This is a genomic window from Curtobacterium sp. Leaf183, assembly GCF_001424385.1.
Classification (GTDB): domain Bacteria; phylum Actinomycetota; class Actinomycetes; order Actinomycetales; family Microbacteriaceae; genus Curtobacterium.
Map to the genome: position 1 here is coordinate 935,601 of NZ_LMPO01000008.1, position 14,720 is coordinate 950,320.

The 14,720-nt window shown below is 72.4% G+C and carries 14 protein-coding genes; 5 read left to right on the top strand and 9 right to left on the bottom strand.

All coding sequences use genetic code 11. The features are described from left to right. Positions 1-380: 380 nt before the first annotated feature. Both ASG04_RS10780 and ASG04_RS10785 read right to left on the bottom strand, forming a co-directional pair. A complete protein-coding gene (locus ASG04_RS10780; RefSeq protein WP_056123638.1) occupies positions 381-980 on the bottom strand; it encodes a hypothetical protein in 600 nt (199 codons plus the stop codon). A 93-nt stretch (positions 981-1,073) separates the two neighbouring features. Beyond that, the gene (locus tag ASG04_RS10785; protein WP_056124038.1) at positions 1,074-2,336 is read right to left on the bottom strand and encodes an MFS transporter; all 1,263 of its coding nucleotides are present in this window, start codon (positions 2,334-2,336) and stop codon (positions 1,074-1,076) included. Positions 2,337-2,384: 48 nt separating this feature from the next. Here ASG04_RS10785 and ASG04_RS10790 point away from each other — a divergent pair, with 48 nt between their 5' ends. Beyond that, complete coding sequence (locus ASG04_RS10790) at positions 2,385-3,293, top strand: LysR family transcriptional regulator (RefSeq protein ID WP_056123641.1); 909 nt, start codon at positions 2,385-2,387, stop codon at positions 3,291-3,293. A 121-nt stretch (positions 3,294-3,414) separates the two neighbouring features. On the opposite strand, the gene ASG04_RS10795 is transcribed toward ASG04_RS10790, so the two are convergent. From ASG04_RS10795 to ASG04_RS10815, 5 genes are all read right to left on the bottom strand, one after another. Beyond that, positions 3,415-4,800: an MFS transporter gene (locus ASG04_RS10795; protein WP_268750898.1), complete on the bottom strand. Its 1,386-nt coding sequence runs from the start codon at positions 4,798-4,800 to the stop codon at positions 3,415-3,417. A gap of 58 nt (positions 4,801-4,858) precedes the next feature. Continuing rightward, the gene (locus ASG04_RS10800) at positions 4,859-5,122 is read right to left on the bottom strand and encodes a hypothetical protein (RefSeq protein WP_056123648.1); all 264 of its coding nucleotides are present in this window, start codon (positions 5,120-5,122) and stop codon (positions 4,859-4,861) included. Beyond that, positions 5,119-5,760: a DUF308 domain-containing protein gene (locus ASG04_RS10805; protein WP_056123652.1), complete on the bottom strand. Its 642-nt coding sequence runs from the start codon at positions 5,758-5,760 to the stop codon at positions 5,119-5,121. The genes ASG04_RS10800 and ASG04_RS10805 overlap by 4 nt, the downstream gene beginning before the upstream one ends. 214 nt (positions 5,761-5,974) lie before the next feature. Next, complete coding sequence (locus tag ASG04_RS10810; protein ID WP_156463625.1) at positions 5,975-7,882, bottom strand: DUF11 domain-containing protein; 1,908 nt, start codon at positions 7,880-7,882, stop codon at positions 5,975-5,977. Between the two features lie 95 nt (positions 7,883-7,977). Continuing rightward, on the bottom strand, positions 7,978-9,702 hold the full coding sequence (locus tag ASG04_RS10815; RefSeq protein WP_156463626.1) for a glycoside hydrolase family 13 protein: 1,725 nt from the start codon (positions 9,700-9,702) through the stop codon (positions 7,978-7,980). A 38-nt stretch (positions 9,703-9,740) separates the two neighbouring features. On the opposite strand from ASG04_RS10815, the gene ASG04_RS10820 reads away from it, so the two are divergent. From ASG04_RS10820 to ASG04_RS10835, 4 genes are all read left to right on the top strand, one after another. Beyond that, positions 9,741-10,298, top strand: a complete 558-nt coding sequence (locus tag ASG04_RS10820; RefSeq protein ID WP_056123657.1) for an NADPH-dependent FMN reductase — start codon at positions 9,741-9,743, stop codon at positions 10,296-10,298. A gap of 161 nt (positions 10,299-10,459) precedes the next feature. Continuing rightward, positions 10,460-10,975, top strand: coding sequence for a MarR family winged helix-turn-helix transcriptional regulator (locus tag ASG04_RS10825; RefSeq protein ID WP_056123661.1), 516 nt, complete (start codon positions 10,460-10,462; stop codon positions 10,973-10,975). Between the two features lie 104 nt (positions 10,976-11,079). Continuing rightward, entirely contained in the window at positions 11,080-11,586 is a 507-nt protein-coding gene (locus ASG04_RS10830; protein WP_056123664.1) for a Dps family protein, read from the top strand. Between the two features lie 16 nt (positions 11,587-11,602). Beyond that, complete coding sequence (locus ASG04_RS10835; protein ID WP_056123666.1) at positions 11,603-12,796, top strand: NAD(P)/FAD-dependent oxidoreductase; 1,194 nt, start codon at positions 11,603-11,605, stop codon at positions 12,794-12,796. Between the two features lie 81 nt (positions 12,797-12,877). On the opposite strand, the gene ASG04_RS10840 is transcribed toward ASG04_RS10835, so the two are convergent. Continuing rightward, positions 12,878-13,975 (bottom strand): alpha/beta fold hydrolase, encoded by a 1,098-nt coding sequence (locus ASG04_RS10840; RefSeq protein WP_056123670.1) that lies wholly within the window; start codon positions 13,973-13,975, stop codon positions 12,878-12,880. 71 nt (positions 13,976-14,046) lie between these two features. Beyond that, on the bottom strand, positions 14,047-14,720 hold a 674-nt coding region (locus ASG04_RS10845), incomplete at its 5' end, for an SMP-30/gluconolactonase/LRE family protein (RefSeq protein ID WP_235515511.1).

The window sequence follows — 14,720 nt, forward strand, 5'->3', positions numbered from 1 at the left end:
CGCTCTCCCTGGTGTGGGCCACACGTGCGACACCTCCGATGTCGTACGACACCGTCACCGTCGCGCCACCGGCCCCCCGCCACCCGAACGACACCACCGATGACGTACGACATCGTCACCGTCGCGCCACCGGCCCCCCGCCACCCGAACGACACCACCGCTGTCGTACGACACCGTCACTGTCGCGCCACCGGCACCCCGCCACCCGAACGACACCACCGCTGTCGTACGACACCGTCACTGCCGCGCCACCGGCACCCCGCCACCCGAACGACACCACCGCTGTCGTACGACATCGGCACTGCCCCCGCACGCGACGCGTCCACACACACACACGCGACAACGCACCTCCGCGCACACCCAGCCCGGCACAGCCGGGGTCAGCAGTCGTCGGTGCGGGTGGGGTAGGCGGTGATGACGCGGTCGGTGGTGCGCGAGACGATGACCTTCACGAACGCGTCGGGCGTCGGCGTGGACCCGTCGTCGAACCGCATGGCCGCGGCGTAGCAGACCTTGCCGTCGCCGGCATCGCGCGGGAAGCCCGAACGCGGCGTCGTGAGCGCGGACTGCACCGCCGTGAGCATCGCGTCGTCCCAGTCACGATCGCCCTGCCCGCCCAGGACGTCCTGCCAGTCGCCGGTGTGCCGCACCCGGATGTGCTCGTACCCCTGGCTGGAGTTGCCGCACTGCATGACCACCTCGCCGAGGGCCGTCGTGTCGTAGCGCGCGACGTCCGCCCGGCTGCTGGCGTCGCACCGGTCGAGGACGTCGCTGCCGGGCAGGTCCGGCCCCCGCCGGTCGAGCACGACCACGCCGTCCGCCGTGGCCTCGGCCGTGGGCACCGACGATGCCGACGGTCCGGCGAGCACCGGGTCGTCCGCACCCTGCTGCGCGGTGAGCGCGAACCCGCCGGCCACCAGCCCGGCCGCCACGAGCGCGGCGAGTCCGGTCAGGACGGAACGGTTGCGTCGCGACGGCATGCGGCCAGTATGCCGGAGCCGGTCCGGGCCTCCCGTCCGGTCTGGAGGCCCGGTGACGTCAGACGCGCGGCCGACCGGGAGGCCCTGGTCGCCTCAGGCGCGCGCGGCCAGCCGGACCCCGGCGACGACGGCCAGGACGGAGACGAGGACCACGTACCCGATGAGGACGGGGAGCGTCGGCAGCACCAGCAGCGCCGCTCCGACGGCGACGACCGGCACGGTCAGCCCGGCGTACGCGATGAGGAAGACGGTGGCGAGGACCCCGCCGCGCTGCTCGGGCTCGGCGAGGGCACCGGCGCTGCCGATGCTGGCGCGGAAGAGCAGGCCGACGCCCGCCCCGGCGACGACCCCGCCCCCGATGAAGCCCGCGACCTGCAGTACGACCGCCGAGACCGCGAGGACCGCCAGACCGACGACGAGCAGGACCATGCCGAGACGGATCTGCGTGCGCTGCGCCAGCCGGGCGAAGACGACCTGCGACAGCGCACTCGCGGCGAAGACCCCGAAGGTCGTCGCGCCGGCCGCCAGACGGTCGGTGACGTGGAAGGTGGTGCCGAGGAACGTCGGGGCGACCGAGGTGAACAGCCCCTGCACCGCCAGCGCGGCGAACGCGCCGGTCCCCGCGGCCCAGAACGCGGCGCCCTTGCCCGCCGGCGCCTGGATGCGCTGCGGGCGGTAGGGCACGCGCTGCTCGGGGCGGCCGACCGTCTCGGGTGCGACGAGGACGACGACGAAGGCCACGACGAGCGCGACGACGAAGACCGCGTACGGCACCAGGAGCGGCTGTCCGACGAACTCGGCCAGGGCTCCCCCGACCAGGGCGCCGAGCGACAGACCCCCCAGGTTCACCACGCCGGCCGCGACGCTTGCGCCCTTCGCCGACCCCTCGTCGCCGGTTGCACGGACCCGGAGCTCGCCGAGGTGCGCCGTCGCCGTGGCGGTCAGCGTCCCGATGCCCAGCCCGGTGACGAGCCGCGCGACGATGAGGCCGCTGACGTCGTTCCACACCAGGAACAGCACGGCGGCGACGAGTTCGAGGGCGATGGACACGAGGATGAGCGGCTTGCGGCCGTGCACGTCGCTGAGGTGCCCGGCGAGCCAGAGCGACCCGACGACCCCGACCCCGTACGCCGCGAAGACGATCGTCGTGGTGAACGTGGGGAACCCGTCACGCGCCTGGTAGATCACGTAGAGCGGGGCGGGCACCGTCGCGAACGCCATCACCGCGAGGAATGCGAAGGCGACCGCCCAGAACCCGACGTCGTGGCGTCGGCGGGTGTGCGCCCGGCGTCCCCGAGGGGCTTCGACGACGGGAGCGCCGATGGACGCGTCATGGGTCTGTGTGGTCGAGGACATGCCTCGATGATCGTCCTCGTCGAGCATCGAGTCCAACGGATGCGCTTGATGATCGTCATCGAGCTGATCGATGATGAACCCATGGAGACACGGCTGCTCGAACAGTTCGTCACGGTTGCGGCCGAGGGCAGCGTCACCCGCGCCGCGGAACGGCTGTGGGCAGCGCAGTCCACGGTGTCAGCGGGGATCGCGAGTCTGGAGCGCTCGTTCGACGTGCGGCTGTTCCACCGGACGGGGCGAGCGCTGGTCCTGACGGCCGCTGGTGCGGACCTGCTGCCGCACGCACGCGCAGTGCTCGCGTCACTCGACAGGATGCGGGACCTGGCGACCTCGGACGACGCCGACCTGCGGGGGCGGGTCCGGCTCGGGATCTTCACGAGCATGGACGTCGTCGACCTGACCGGGGTGCTCCGGACCTTCCGGGAGCGGCACCCGCTCGTGACCGTCGAGCTGATGACCTCGCCGTCCGGCACGACGGGCCTGGTGCAGGACCTGGTGGCGGGGCGGCTCGACCTGGCGTACTCCGGCCTGCCGGTCGTGCCGGCGGGCATCGTCGTGGAGCCGTTGCGGGAGATGCCGTTCCGGGTCTTCCTGGCGCCCGACCACCGCCTCGCCGGGCGCGCCGCGGTGTCCCTCCGGGAACTCGCCGACGAGTCGTTCATCGACACGGCGCACGGCTTCGGCAACCGGATGATCCTCGACCAGGCGTGCGAGCGCCTCGGCGTCCGGCGACGGATCGTCGCGGAGATGAACGACATGCCCGCCGTCGTGCGGTTCGCGGCCGCGGGGCTCGGCGTCGGGGTCGTCCCGGACGCGGGTGTCGCACACGACGGGGTCGTCCTCGCGCTGTCGGACGAGGTGGAGCCGCTCCGCGTGGGGCTCGCGATGCGGGGGGACGTCGAGCCGACCCGGGCGGTCCGGGCGCTGGCGCGGGACATCGTGGCCGCGCGGCGCTGAGCCGTGCGGGCGCTGCCGCTGCCGCTGCCGCCGGCGCAGGAGCGGGCGCTGCCGCCGGCGCAGGAGCGGGCGCTGCCGCGGGCGCTGCCGCTGGCGCTGGCGCTGGCGCTGAGCGGATCGCTCAGGCGTCGAGCAGGGGTGCGACCCGGTCGACCGACCGCCGCGCGGCAGCCGACGACGACACGAACCCGACGGCGACGATCGCGGCACCGATCCCGACGACGATCCACCACATCGCGTGCGTCGCCACGGCGAAGTCCGCGCCGACGCTCGCCACGGCGCTCGCGCCCGTGACGGTACCCGCGAGCGCGACCCCGAGCGACACCCCGGTCTGACGGCTCGTCGACGCGACGGCCGCAGCGGAGCCGGCCTGCGCGCGGGGCATGCCCGACACTGCGGTGTTCGTGATCGGCGCGTTGACCATGCCGAACCCGAAGCCGAACAGGACGAAGGCCGCCACCAGCACGAGCATCGGCGTGTGCGCGTCGATCGTGGTGAGCACGAGTCCGCCACCGAGGATCCCGATGCCCGCCAACACGAGCGGCACGCGCGTGCCGACGGACGCGACGAGCCGACCGGACAGCGGCGACACGAGCATCGTCGCCAGGGCGGCCGGCAGCGTCCAGAGCCCCGCCTGGAACGGGGTCATGCCACGGACCTCTTGCAGGTACAGGGCGTTGAGGAACAGGAACGCCCCGTTCGCGCCGAAGGCCACCACCGCGGTCACGACCGAAGACGAGAACGGGATGCTCCGGAAGAACCGGACGTCGATCAGCGGTTCGTCGCGCCGGCGTTCGACGACCACGAGCAGCACGAGCGCCACGGCCGCGAGGACGAACAGCCCGAGGGTGCCGACCGACGCCCATCCGAGCCGGGGCCCCTCGATCAGCCCGCCGACGAGGGTGGCGAGGAACACGATGACGATGCCCTGGCCGAGCGGGTCGAGACGGCGCGGCTTCGATGCCCGGGACTCCGGCACGAACAGGAACGTCAGGACGATCGCCGCGATGCCGATCGGGACGTTGATCCAGAAGATGGCGCGCCACCCGACGCTGTCCGTGAGCGCGCCACCGACGAGCGGGCCGACCCCCATCGAGACGCCGACGACGGCGCCCCACACGCCGACCGCCTTGGCGCGTTCCTTCGCGTCGTCGAACGTCGCCGTGATGATCGACATCGCCACGGGGTTCATCATCGAGCCGCCGACCGCCTGCACCATCCGGAAGACCACGAGCCACCCGACGCTCGGCGCGATCGAGCACAGCAGCGACCCGATGGAGAACAGGGTCAGGCCGATCTGGAACGTCCGGCGTCGCCCGATCCGGTCCGCGGTCGAACCGGAGAGCATGAGCAGGCTGGCGAGGACGAGCGTGTAGGCGTCGATCGTCCACTGCAGCCCGGAGATGGTGCTGTGGAGCTCTCGCCCGATCGACGGCAGGGCGACGTTCACCACCGTGGCATCCATCGAGACGATGAACAGGCTCATGCAGCAGACCGCGAGGATCAGGTACCGGTGGCGGTACCGCGACGGGAGCTCGCGGGTGTCCGGGAGGGGGCTGCGGACCTCAGTGGAAGCCGTCGGAGTCTCCTTCGCCCGGGGTCTTGTGGCCGCCGAGCATGTCGTTGTCGTCCTGGTCGCTGGTGGACGCGAGCTGGAGCATGGCGAGCACGACCACCACGACGATGAACGCGACGCCGAGGAAGACCAGCGCGAGCGTGACCTCGCGCGTCGAGAACAGCACGACGAGCCCGACGAAGACCGCGACGATCGCGGAGATCCCGAGGAGCTCGACCGGGCGCAGGCGGTCACGACGGCTGGGGGTGGTCATGCGTGTGGTGCTCCGTCCGGGGACGCCGCCGGAGCGACCGTCCCCCACTTGTGCGAGAGGCCGGCGATCACGTGGAAGACCGCCGCGATGGCGAGGTAGGCGCCGAGCAGGCCCACGAGGACGACCGAGGCGTCGAGCGTGCCGGGGACCTTCTCGATGCCGCCGAGCTGCTGCGAGTAGTCCGGCGGTGTCACCAGGAACGCGATCGCCAGCAGCAGCGTGAGCCCGCCGATGGTCATCCAGTCGCGGGCGAACGGCGACCGCCCGCGGGCGCGGATGCCCTGCGTCAGTTCGAGTGCCCCGGTCAGGACCGCGAACACGACGAGCACAGCGATGAACGCCGTCAACCCGAACCCGTTGCTGGCGACGGCGACGATCCCGGCGACCACGGTGATGACCGCCTGCGCCAGGGCCGTCCGCCGCGAGCGCGGGTCGTCGCGGAGCCTGGTCGCGGAGCCGATGCCGAGGACCGCGCCCTCGACGAGGGCGAACACCCCGAACAGCAGCAGGCCGTAGCCCGCGGCGTGGTTCGAGGAGAAGGTGATGACGAGCGCGATGGCTGCGGCCGGGACGGCCCGGAGGACGGGGATCGGCCAGTACCGCGCGCGCTGGTGTGCGTCGGCGACGGAGTCGGACACGAGACCTCTTTCGGCATGCGGATCGTGGGTTCGATCCTACCGCCGCCGGTCATGTGCCCCTTCCGTGCGCGGGCCTCGTGGGCGGTCCCGGGGCTGAGGATGCTCCGACCTGGGCCGAACGGCGGCCATCCCGACCCGGGGACGCGCAGGACGGCCGCGCGGCCCGGGTCGGGAGCGCGGAGCTGGTCCGCGGCGCCGAGGTCGGGAGTCGCCGTCAGTCGACCGGGCTGTCGCCGGTGGACGCGCTCGCTCGGCGCCAGAGCACCCACCACGTGGTCAGACCGGCGGCGGCGAGTGCCGCCCCCACCGCGCCCAGGACGGCCAGTCCGTCGGCACCCGTGTACGCGAGCGCCCCGTCCCGGTGTCCTGCGCCGCTGGCTGGCCTGGCTGTCGGAGCGCTGCCACTGCCGGCGACGGGAGTCGGCGTGGTGCTCGCGCCGGGCGTCGGCGACGGACCGGGCTGGTCCGGCCCGTCCGGGTCGACGACCACGATGCCCACACCGGGCGAGGGGTCGCCGCCGTCGGGGTCGGTCGGGGAGGCTGCGGTCGCCACGTTCACCACGTCCGAGCCGTCGCCGCGGTAGTCGGGGTCGAGCACCGTGCGGAACCGGAAGGCGGCCGAACCGTCGGGTTCGAGGTCTCCGCCCGCGCGACAGGTGACGTGCTGCCCGTCGGCGCTGCAGTCGTCGTCGCTGCCGACGAAGGTGAGCGGGGCGGGCAGGTCGTCGACCACCGTGACGTCGTGGGCGAGGGCAGGACCGTGGTTCTGCGCGGTGACGGTGTACTCGAGCTCGTCGCCAGGGTGCACCTCGGTGGCGGGCGACACCGACTTGGCAGTACCGAGTTGCGCGACCGCGGTGACCGGCGCGGAGGCCACGGACACGTTGTCCGTCTCGTCGACGTCGGCCAGGTCCGGCGCGGTCGCGATGGTCGCCCGGCTCTCCAACCGACCGCTGGCACCGGGGTCGACCGTGCCCTCGACGACGACCTGTGCGGTGGCACCCCGCGCCAGCGACAGGTCCGTCGCGACGTCGCCGCTGCCCGAGGCGTCGCCACAGGTGTCCGGGGTGGCGCACTTCCAGCGCACGTCACGCAGTGCTTCCGGGACCTTGACGGCGAACGGGCTGGGGTCCGATGCGTTGGGGCCGTGGTTCGACGCCGTGACGGTGTACGTCAGGTGTTCGCCCGCCGATGCCGCCGGCAGGGTGTGCTCGACCCGCAGGTCAGCCGGCTTGCGGACCCGCAGGTGGTCGATCTCGTGCACGTCGACGGACGACCCGGTGGCCCCGGCGAACCCGAGTCGGAGCGTGGGCGGCAGCGCCGCCTGACCGTCGCCGTGCAGGGGCACGGCGTCGAGGACGGTCCGCAGGGCACCCCCCTCGGCGATGCGCACGGTCACCGCCAGCTCCCCGTCGTCCCCGGGCAGCAGGGTGACGCGGACCTTCCTGGTCGTGGTGCCCGACGTGCCGACACCGCCCGGGGCGAGGACGCCCGTGACGTACCGGTACCCCGACAGGCCGTCACCCGAGCCACGGACCACGACCGAGTCCGGCCGGGCGCCCGGACCGCTGCCGTTGATCGGCAGCGAGAAGTTGCCGTACCGGTCGAGCGCGACGGCGGCGAACCCGCCGGGGACGCCCGGGACGTCACAGGTCCCCGCGCCCTGGGTGGCCTGGCGGACACAGCTGTACCCGAGCCCTGCACCGCGTGCGCCGACGCCGGGCGCGGCCGCTCCGTCCGCCAGGTAGAGCAGCAGCCCGTCGGCCCGCAACCCAGCGCCGTCGGAGTACATCGCGTAGTCGAACTCGATCTCGAGTCCGTCGGTCGACGGGAACGTGTCGGTCGTGGCCCACGAGCCGGCCTGGCTGGGCAGGTCGTCGGTGAGCCGGAGTCGTCCGTCGAGGATGCGGGCGTCCCCGCTCAGCACCCCGCCCTGCGCGGTCGAGAAGTCCTGCTCCCATGGGAAGGCGAGGTCGGCGGCGGACGCGGGCGGTGGCGGTGCGAGGGCGGTCGGGAGCGCGGCGAGCGCCAGGCCGCCGAGCGCCACGAGGGCCCCGACGCCCCGGCGCACCGCTCGGGAGGATCCGACGGGTGGACGAGCAGCAGTGAGTGGTCTGTTCATGCACCGATCGTCGCGATCCGGGCATCCCGGCCGCCGGGGCCGGACCCGATCTGTGGACGACCGAACGCCGAGGTCGAACGGTGGAGGAAGGAGACCTACGCCACCCAGACCGTCGTCGCCCCGGGCAGCTCGCCGTCGCCGAGCGGACCCGACGCCAGCAGCACCGTCCCGGACGGCATCGGCACCGGCGCGTCGCCGAAGTTCGTGTACGAGCGCCACCCATCGTGCCGGGCGAACCCGACGACCGCCGCCGGGGTGTCCAGCCACGTCAGCGACTCCCCCTGCTGCAGCCGTCGTCGTGCGGCGAGCACCTGCCGGTACATCGACAGCGTGGAGTCGGGGTCGCCCTCGAGCGCCTCGACCGACGACGCCCCGAAGTCGACCGGCTGCGGCAGGAACGGTGCCACGTCCCCGAAGCCGAAGGACGGCCCCGACGACGTCCAGGGGATCGGCACCCGGCAGCCGTCCCGGCCCTTGACGGTGTGGCCGGACCGCAGCCACTTCGGGTCCTGCAGCTGGTCGCGCGGGATCGCCGCCGCCTCGTGCAGCCCGAGTTCCTCGCCCTGGTACACGTAGGTCGAGCCGGGCAGCGCGAGGAGCAGCATCGACGCGGCGCGCGCGCGACGCAGCCCCAGCGCACGGTCGAGCGGCGGCGTGGTGCCGTCGGTCATCAGCCACGCGTCCGTGTCCGTGCCGAGCGGCAGCCCGTAGCGCGTGGCGTGCCGGACGACGTCGTGGTTCGACAGCACCCAGGTGCTCGATGCGCCGGAGTGCGCGGACATCGCGAGGTTCTGTTCGACGAGGTCCCGGAAGACCCCGGGGTCGAACGCGGCCTCGAGCAGGTCGAAGTTGAACGCCTGCCCGAGCTCGGTCGGCCGCGCGTACAGCACACGGCGCGGTGCAGGTGTCCACGCTTCGGCGATCGCGGCCCGGGGCGGGTCGTACTCGTCGAGCACGGTGCGCCACGTGGCGAAGATCTCGTGCACCTCGTCACGGTCGTACAGCGGGTCGGAACCGTCCAGCGGCAGCTGGTGTCCGTTCGACGCCCGGTAGGGCACCGACAGGTCCTTTGCCAGGCCGTGCGCGACGTCCACTCGGAACCCGTCGACCCCGCGGTCCGACCAGAACCGCAGGGTGTCCTCGAAGTCGCTCCGCACCGAGGGGTTCGACCAGTCCAGGTCGGGCTGCTCGGGTGCGAACAGGTGCAGGTACCACTCCCCGTCGGGCACCCGTGTCCAGGCCGACCCCCCGAAGTTCGACACCCAGTCGCTCGGCGGGAGCGAGCCGTCCGGCCCCGATCCCTGGCGGAAGACGTAGCGCGCCCGCTCCGGCGAACCGGGCGCAGCGGCGAGCGCGGCACGGAACCAGGCGTGCTGGTCCGAGGTGTGGTTCGGGACGACGTCGACGATGATCCGGACGTCGTGGGCGTGTGCGGTCCGGACCAGCTGGTCGAAGTCGTCGAGGGTACCGAGCCGCGGGTCGACGTCGCGGTAGTCGGCCACGTCGTAGCCGCCGTCGGCGAGCGGCGAGGGGAAGAACGGCGAGAGCCAGATCGCGTCGACGCCGAGCGACGCCAGGTACGGCACGCCGCTGGTGATGCCCTCGACGTCACCGAGCCCGTCGGCGTTCGAGTCGGCGAAGCTGCGCGGGTAGACCTGGTAGACGACGGCCTGCCGCCACCAGTTCGGGTCGGGGGTGTCGGGGGTGCTGGAGGGCGTGCGGAGAGTCACCCCGCCGAGCGTACCCACGCTCGACACGCCGCTCACGGACCGCGCGGGAATGCCGATCACTGCGAACGCATTGGTTGTTGCTGTAACCATTCCGTTGGACAACGGACCATCGCAACGAAAGGGTCACCATGACGAACGTCGTCGTGCTCGTCGGCAGCCTCCGCGCCGGCTCCATCAACCGCCAGCTCGCCGAAGCGGCGATCGACCACGCCCCCGAGGGCATCGACCTGTCCGTGTACGACGGCATCGTCGACCTGCCCTTCTACAACGAGGACATCGACGGCGACACCCCGCCCGAGGCAGCGGTCGCGTTCCGCCAGGCGATCGCCGACGCCGACGGCATCCTCCTGATCACGCCGGAGTACAACGGCACGATCCCGGCCGTGCTGAAGAACGCGCTCGACTGGGCCTCGCGTCCGTTCGGTGCCTCGCCGATCTCCGGCAAGCCGCTCGCCGTGATCGGTTCGGCATTCGGCCAGTACGGCGGCGTCTGGGCGCACGACGACGCCCGCAAGGCGGCCGGGATCGCCGGTGCCGCGGTGCTCGAGGACGTCAAGGTCGCGATCCCGCAGTCGGTCGTCCGCTTCGCCGAGACGCACCCGCGCGAGGACGCCGAGGTCACCGAGCAGCTGCAGCAGACGCTCGACGCGATCGCCACGGCCGCGGCCGAGCGGGTCGCCGCGTAGCGCATCCGCGCACCTGCCCGACGGTCGCGACGCGACCCCAGCACGGACGGGAGGCCCGTGGCGAGACCGCCACGGGCCTCCCGTCCGTCTGTCTGGACGTCTGCTCGCAACCCGGACGTTCGCTAGGCAGCCTGGCTACCAGGCGGGTTACGCTACCGAGCATGTCCACCACGACGGAGATCACCGAGGCGTCCGGGTACTGGTTCCCCGACGACGACGCGACCCAGCGCGGTGTCGCCGTCCTCAACGCGCTCCGTCGATACCGAGCCGCCGAGACCGCCATGCGGCGACGCACCCGTGACTCGATGGGCATGGGCGAGACCGACCTGCTGGCCGTCCGGTTCCTGCTGCAGGCCCAGCGCACCGGCACCATGGTGAGCCCCAAGGACCTGGCGAAGTACCTGAAGATCAGCTCCGCGTCGACGACGATCCTCATCGACCGCCTCGTCAAGAGCAACCACGTCCGCCGGCACCCCCACCCGACCGACCGTCGTGCCCTCGTCATCACCCCGACCATCGAGACCGACGACGAGGTCCGCGCCACCCTCGGCGTGATGCACCGTCGGATGATGTCCATCGCCGAGGGACTCTCCGCCGACGACGCCCGAACGGTCGCGTTCTTCCTCGAGCACATGCGCGACGCCGTCGACCAGGTGGACCCCGCGACGACGCACTGACCGGGTCGGACCGGCGCCCGGGGGACGAACCCTCACCGTGCACTGTGAAGGCCTCCTGCCGCACCGCGTAGACCGGAAGGGTCACCGACGCGAAAGGAGTCATCATGCACGCATCGGACAAGATGGCCAAGAACCTCCAGGCGGTCCTCGTGGACCTCATCGACCTGCACGTCCAGGGGAAGCAGGCGCACTGGAACATCCTCGGCACGAACTTCCGCGACCTGCACCTGCAGCTCGACGAGATCGTCGACGCTGCTCGTGAGTTCGCCGACGACACTGCGGAGCGCATGCGCGCCCTGTACGCCGTGCCGGACGGGCGTTCCTCCACGGTCGCCGCGCAGAGCCACCTCGACCAGTTCCCGGACGGCGAGATCACGACGCACGACGCGATCGACCAGATCACGCTGCGCCTGTACCAGGCGACCGGCACCATGCGCGACGTGCACGACGAGGTCGACGACGAGGACCCGACGACCGCGGACCTGCTCCACGGCTTCATCGAGCGCCTCGAGCAGCTCGCCTGGATGGTCAGCGCCGAGAACCGCGCACCGAGCACGCCGCTGGCTGCCGCGGTGACGCCGTCGACGGCCGAGGCCTCGACGCACGCCTGACGGCGACGTCGACACCATGACGGACTACCGCTACCTCATCGTCGGCGGCGGGATGGTCGCCGACGCGGCCGCCCGAGGCATCCGCGAGATCGACGAGTCCGGAACGATCGGCATCCTCAGCGAGGAGACCGACCGCCCGTACGCCCGCCCGGCGCTGTCCAAGAAGCTCTGGACCGACCCGGACTTCAGCTGGGACGAGAAGGTCGACCTGCACACCGAGGAGACCGGTGCCGAGTTCCTGCTCGGGACCGTCGTGACGGCGATCGACCGTGACGCCAAGACCGTCCGGACGTCCGACGGCACCACCCACGGCTACGAGCGGTTGCTCATCGCCACGGGCGGGCACCCGCGCGGGCTCCCCGACCTGCAGCCGTCCGACCGCGTGCTGAGCTACCGCAGCGCTGACGACTACCGCCGGCTCCGCGCGCTCGCCGATGCGGGTGCCCACGTGGTCGTGGTCGGCGGCGGGTACATCGGCACCGAGATCGCGTCCGGCGTCGTCCAGAACGGCGCGCGCGTGACGTTCGTCGACCCGGACGAGGTCGTCGGCGGGAACATGTTCCCGCCGGGCCTGGCCGCCGCGTTCCAACAGCGGTTCGTCGACCACGGTGTGGAACTGCGCACCGGCCGTCGTGTGACGACGGGGACCGACACGGGCTCCGGTGTGACGCTGACACTCGACGACGGCTCGGTCATCGAGGCCGACGCGGTCGTCGCCGGACTCGGCATCGAGCCCGCGACCGAGCTCGCCTCGGCTGCCGGACTGCGCGTCGACGACGGCATCGTGGTGTCCTCGACGCTGGTGACCGACGACCCGTCGGTGTTCGCGGCGGGTGACGTCGCGGAGTACCCGGACCGGATCCTCGGCACGCGCCGCGTCGAGCACGTCGACAACGCCCAGCAGCAGGGGCGACAGGCCGGCCGCAACCTCGCGGACGCCGACGAGACCTACGACCACACGCCGATGTACTACTCGGACGTGTTCGACATGGGCTACGAGGCCGTCGGCCAGGTGTCGAGTCACTTGCGGACCGTCGAGGACTGGCAGGACCCGACCGTCACCGGCGTCGTCTACTACCTGGACGACGACGACACGGTCCGGGGCGTGCTGCTCTGGAACGTGTGGGACAAGACCGACGAGGCCCGCAAGGTGCTCGCCGACGCGAACTCCCTGACGGCCGACATGCTGCCGGGCCGCATCACGGCCTGAGCGCAGACCACGCGCCGTGGGCGCAACCGACGGGAGGCCCGTCACCGGTCCCGGGACCGGTGACGGGCCTCCCGTTCGTCGTCAGTGACCCGGGTCGCGCGGTTCTGCCGGCTTGCTGTCCGTGCGGTCCAGCTCGGGCGCCACGGCCTCGACGATCTCGTGGCGGACGGACTCCGGCACGGGGTCGTCGGCGTCGTCGGCCATCGCGAGCGCGTGCGCGGACTTGCCGGCCTCGAGCACCTCGTCGTCGCCCTTCGCCATGCCGAGCAGCTCCTTGAACCGCGCGCGCACGACCAGCCAGGCGTCCCCCGGGCTGAGCCGCGACAGGTCGGTCGCGGTCGAGTCGTCGCGGACGCGCTGCATCGACGACACTCCGCGGTCCGGGATCTCGTCGCGGACGTGCGCGACCGCCAGGTGCGCGACGGCATCGGCCTGGGCGTGCATCACCGAGTGCGCGCCGCCCACCACCTCGCGCAGGACCGCGTACGGGAACACCCGGGCCAACCGCCGCACCCAGTCGCGCGGGACCATCGCGTCGCGCTCCCCACGGACGATGAGGACCCGCGCCTGGACGTGCGGGGCGCGCTGCTCGATGGGGAAGGCGACCATCTTCGGCAGCACCTTCCGGAACCAGTGCCAGCCGCACAGTGCGTACGCGGTGACGGCGTGCCACCGGACCGCTGCCGGTTCGTGCACCGCCGACCGGACGAAGCGGACGGCGGACTCGCTGATCGTGCGGGCCGTCGAGTCGACGACCGGGCTGATCAGGACGACGTGGGTGTACTCGGGGTGCCGGGCAGCGACCTCGGTGACGACCTGGGTCCCCATCGAGTGGCCGACCAGCACGGGGTTGGTCAGACCGAGCTCGGCGATGACCGTCTCGACGGCGTCGGCGTAGCGCTCGATCGACACGGCGCCCCGGAACTTCGGCACCCCGGCGAACCCGGGCAGGTCGAGGGCGCGGACGGGGCCGAACTCCTCGAGGTTCGGCGCGAGCCGCTCGTAGTAGGTCGACGCGATGCCCAGGCCCGCCACGAGCAGGAAGGAGCGCTCGCCGACCTCGCCGATCGAGGACACCCGCACGTACGTGTGGTCGACCGGGACCCGGTCGACCTTCACCACGACGTCGGCGGTCTCCGCGTCCAGCGCGTCGGCGTGACGCGGGGCCTGCTCGTTCACGGGCGTCTCCTCGGGGTCGGCGGTCGCCCAGACTACCGCCCGTGTCCCCCGTCCAGGCGTTGCCCGGCGGGTCAGCCCCCGAAGGTGTTCGCAGGGAACCCGTGCACACGGGTCGGCACCGCGAAGACGGCACCGGAGTGCGGGTGCTGCTCGAGCTGATCCTCGGTCGCGTTCTCGCGGGCGGTCGCGACGAACAGCGTGCCCATGTCGGCACCTCCGAAGGCGACCGACGTGACGTTCGGCGCCGGGACCTCGACGGTCTCCAGGTGCGCGCCGGAGGCGTCGTACCGCTCGACCCGGCCGCCGCCGTAGATCGCACCCCAGAAGCAGCCCTCGTCGTCTCGGACCAGGCCGTCGTGTGCGGCGCCGGCGACGAAGGGCTCGAGTTCGCCGAGCTCGCCGTCCGGGCCGTACGACCCACGGTAGATCGTCGACGTGCTGGTGTCCGTGACGTACATCACGTCGCCGTCGGGTGACCACTCGATGCCGTTCGTGGTCCCGAAGCCGCCGCGCAGCAGCCGGGTCGTGCCGTCCGCCTCCACCGCGTACAGCGCACCGTCGGGCTCCCCCGTGGTCAGGTCCATGCTGCCGACCAGGAACCGGCCGAAGGGGTCACACTTGCCCTCGTTGAACCGGATGCCGGCGTGCGCGTGCTCGACGCGGGCGATCGTCCTGGGCTCCCCGCCGTCCGGGTCGGTGACGACCACGCTGTCACCGAGGGCGAGCACGAGACCGCCCCCCCCCC

Bases quoted from the DNA above. Each gene is read 5' to 3' on its own strand.
- ASG04_RS10835 (WP_056123666.1), top strand. From the start codon at position 11,603: ATGACGGACTACCGCTACCTCATCGTCGGCGGCGGGATGGTCGCCGAC.
- ASG04_RS10810 (WP_156463625.1), bottom strand. From the start codon at position 7,882: ATGAACAGACCACTCACTGCTGCTCGTCCACCCGTCGGATCCTCCCGA.
- ASG04_RS10820 (WP_056123657.1), top strand. From the start codon at position 9,741: ATGACGAACGTCGTCGTGCTCGTCGGCAGCCTCCGCGCCGGCTCCATC.
- ASG04_RS10800 (WP_056123648.1), bottom strand. From the start codon at position 5,122: ATGACCACCCCCAGCCGTCGTGACCGCCTGCGCCCGGTCGAGCTCCTC.
- ASG04_RS10790 (WP_056123641.1), top strand. From the start codon at position 2,385: ATGATCGTCATCGAGCTGATCGATGATGAACCCATGGAGACACGGCTG.
- ASG04_RS10785 (WP_056124038.1), bottom strand. From the start codon at position 2,336: ATGTCCTCGACCACACAGACCCATGACGCGTCCATCGGCGCTCCCGTC.
- ASG04_RS10825 (WP_056123661.1), top strand. From the start codon at position 10,460: ATGTCCACCACGACGGAGATCACCGAGGCGTCCGGGTACTGGTTCCCC.
- ASG04_RS10780 (WP_056123638.1), bottom strand. From the start codon at position 980: ATGCCGTCGCGACGCAACCGTTCCGTCCTGACCGGACTCGCCGCGCTC.
- ASG04_RS10815 (WP_156463626.1), bottom strand. From the start codon at position 9,702: ATGGTTACAGCAACAACCAATGCGTTCGCAGTGATCGGCATTCCCGCG.
- ASG04_RS10830 (WP_056123664.1), top strand. From the start codon at position 11,080: ATGCACGCATCGGACAAGATGGCCAAGAACCTCCAGGCGGTCCTCGTG.